This is a genomic window from Mesorhizobium sp. M7A.F.Ca.CA.002.09.1.1 (genome assembly GCF_003998555.1).
Classification (GTDB): Bacteria; Pseudomonadota; Alphaproteobacteria; order Rhizobiales; family Rhizobiaceae; genus Mesorhizobium; species Mesorhizobium ciceri.
The window spans coordinates 1-1,989 of sequence record NZ_RZRR01000965.1 but is presented as its reverse complement, the minus strand read 5'-3'; the positions used below and the strand labels follow the sequence as shown (position 1 = coordinate 1,989).

General features: G+C 65.2%; 5 protein-coding genes. All 5 read left to right on the top strand.

Annotated features, from left to right (window positions below; translation table 11 throughout):
- Nucleotides 1–151 (top strand): DAK2 domain-containing protein (locus EN994_RS28975; protein ID WP_127308036.1); only part of this gene is annotated, 151 nt, incomplete at its 5' end.
- 72 nt (nucleotides 152–223) lie between these two features.
- Nucleotides 224–826 carry a dihydroxyacetone kinase subunit DhaL gene (gene dhaL, locus EN994_RS28970; RefSeq protein WP_063170451.1) on the top strand — a complete coding sequence of 201 codons (603 nt, stop codon included), beginning with the start codon at nucleotides 224–226 and terminating at the stop codon, nucleotides 824–826.
- Nucleotides 823–1,212, top strand: a complete 390-nt coding sequence (dhaM, locus tag EN994_RS28965; protein WP_127308035.1) for a dihydroxyacetone kinase phosphoryl donor subunit DhaM — start codon at nucleotides 823–825, stop codon at nucleotides 1,210–1,212. Before dhaL ends, dhaM begins: the two co-directional genes overlap by 4 nt.
- Before the next feature lie 22 nt (nucleotides 1,213–1,234).
- Nucleotides 1,235–1,537, top strand: coding sequence for an HPr family phosphocarrier protein (locus EN994_RS28960; RefSeq protein WP_013528086.1), 303 nt, complete (start codon nucleotides 1,235–1,237; stop codon nucleotides 1,535–1,537).
- The coding region (locus tag EN994_RS28955) for a phosphoenolpyruvate-utilizing N-terminal domain-containing protein (protein ID WP_281060212.1) at nucleotides 1,521–1,989 on the top strand (469 nt) is incomplete at its 3' end. The genes EN994_RS28960 and EN994_RS28955, both read left to right, overlap by 17 nt.

The following is a 1,989-nucleotide window of genomic DNA, read 5'->3' as shown; positions in this document are numbered from 1 at the left end:
CCATGGTGCCGAGGCCACGGCCGCCATGGACAAGGCAAAAGCCGGGCGGTCGGCCTATGTCGGCAGCAAGCTGCAAGGTGTGGTCGACCCCGGCGCTCACGCGGTGGCCGAAGTCTTCGCGGCGGCCGCGGCATTGCATGAAGCGGCCTGACGTATGCTCCAGTTGTCGAATGACCGTTCTTTCGATACTGCCGGCAAGATGGAAACCGGGAATGCGGGTGACATGGCGGCGTTGAACCTTGCCCGGCTGATCGCGGCCGCCGCGGATACGATCGCCGCGAACGCCGAGGAATTGACGGCGCTCGACCAGGCGATCGGCGACGGCGACCACGGGCTGAACATGAAGCGCGGCTTCGAGGCCGTGCGCGCCGAAGCCGAAGCATTTTCGGCCAAACCGCTGCCCGATGCCCTGAAGGCGATCGGCACCAAGCTGGTGATGACGGTCGGCGGCGCCTCCGGCCCGCTGTTCGGCACCCTGTTCCTGGCACTCGGCAAGGAGATTTCGGCGAAACCCGATCGCGCCAATCTGACGGCGGCGTTCGGCAAGGCGATCGAAGCTGTGGCAGCACGCGGCAAATCGCAGATCGGACAAAAAACCATGCTCGACGTGCTGCAGCCGGTGCATGACGCGCTGCTGCAGGGAAAGACAGCTCTTGAAATCGCCGATATCGCCGACGCCGCGGCCGACGCGACCGTGCCTATGAAAGCCTTGCGTGGCCGCGCCTCGTTCCTGGGCGACCGATCGATCGGTCATATGGACGCCGGCGCGCGCTCAACCGCGCTGCTGGTGCGCACAGTGGCGCACAGCCTCGGGGAAAGCGCATGAGCAATGTCGGCATCGTCATCGTCTCGCATTCGCCGCTGGTTGCCGAGGGCACGGCCGACATGGTGCGGCAGATGGTGGGCGACGAAGTGCCGCTTGCATGGTGCGGCGGAAACGGCCATGGCGGGCTCGGCACCAATGTCGAGGCGATCATGGGCGCCATCGACAAGGCCTGGGCGGAAGCCGGTGTCGCCATTCTGGTCGATCTCGGCGGCGCGGAGACCAACTCGGAAATGGCGGTGGAGATGATCGGCGAGCCACGCTCGCACAAGATCATAGTCTGCAACGCGCCGATCGTCGAAGGCGCGGTGATGGCAGCGACCGAGGCCTCCGGCGGCGCCTCGCTGCGGGAAGTGGTGGCGACGGCACATGAATTGTCGCCGTCGTGAACGAACGGGAATTTTGAAAGACATGTCCGCATCCGCCGAAGCGACCGTTGTGATCACCCACGAGGTGGGTCTGCACGCGCGTCCTTCGGTGAAGTTCACCAAGTTGGCCAAGAGTTTTGCCGCCGAGGTGGAGATCGCGCTCGCCGCCAACGGGCCATGGTTCGACGCCAAGAGCATCGTCAAGGTGATGGCGGCCAAGGCGCCGAAGGGCACCGTGCTGCACATCAGGGCCAGCGGTGACGGCGCCAATGATGCCGTCGACGCGTTGGTCGAACTGGTGCGGCGCGATTTCGACGAAGGCGCGGACCATGTCCGAACCGCTTAGACTGCAAGGCATTTCGGCCTCGGCCGGCTATGCCGAGGGGCCACTGTTCGACCTCGACCAGACTGTCGTATCCTATGTCGGCAAAGAAACAGCCGACGACGAGAAGGCCGCGCTCGAAGCCGCAATCGCCGTCGCGACAAGCCGTCTCACCGCATTGAGCGAGATGGCCGAGGGCGATGCCGCCGACATTCTCGAGTTTCAGATCGCCATGCTGCAAGACGATGCGCTGAGCAGCCCGGCCTTTGCCGCGATCCGCACCGGCCTGCCAGCCGACAAAGCCTGGCGGCAAGCGCTTGATACCGAGATTGCCGGCTACGACGCGTCAGACCAGGATTATTTCCGCGCACGGGCCGCCGACATACGCGATATCAGGGACCAGGTGCTGCGGGCGCTGTCCGAGGATGGCGACGTCCAGGCGCCAACCGGCGCCATCCTCTACGGCTGGGATATCG

What these genes read in the sequence shown, in the direction of transcription:
- EN994_RS28960 (WP_013528086.1), top strand. Translation starts at nt 1,235, where the DNA reads ATGTCCGCATCCGCCGAAGCGACCGTTGTGATCACCCACGAGGTGGGT.
- dhaM (WP_127308035.1), top strand. Translation starts at nt 823, where the DNA reads ATGAGCAATGTCGGCATCGTCATCGTCTCGCATTCGCCGCTGGTTGCC.
- dhaL (WP_063170451.1), top strand. Translation starts at nt 224, where the DNA reads ATGGCGGCGTTGAACCTTGCCCGGCTGATCGCGGCCGCCGCGGATACG.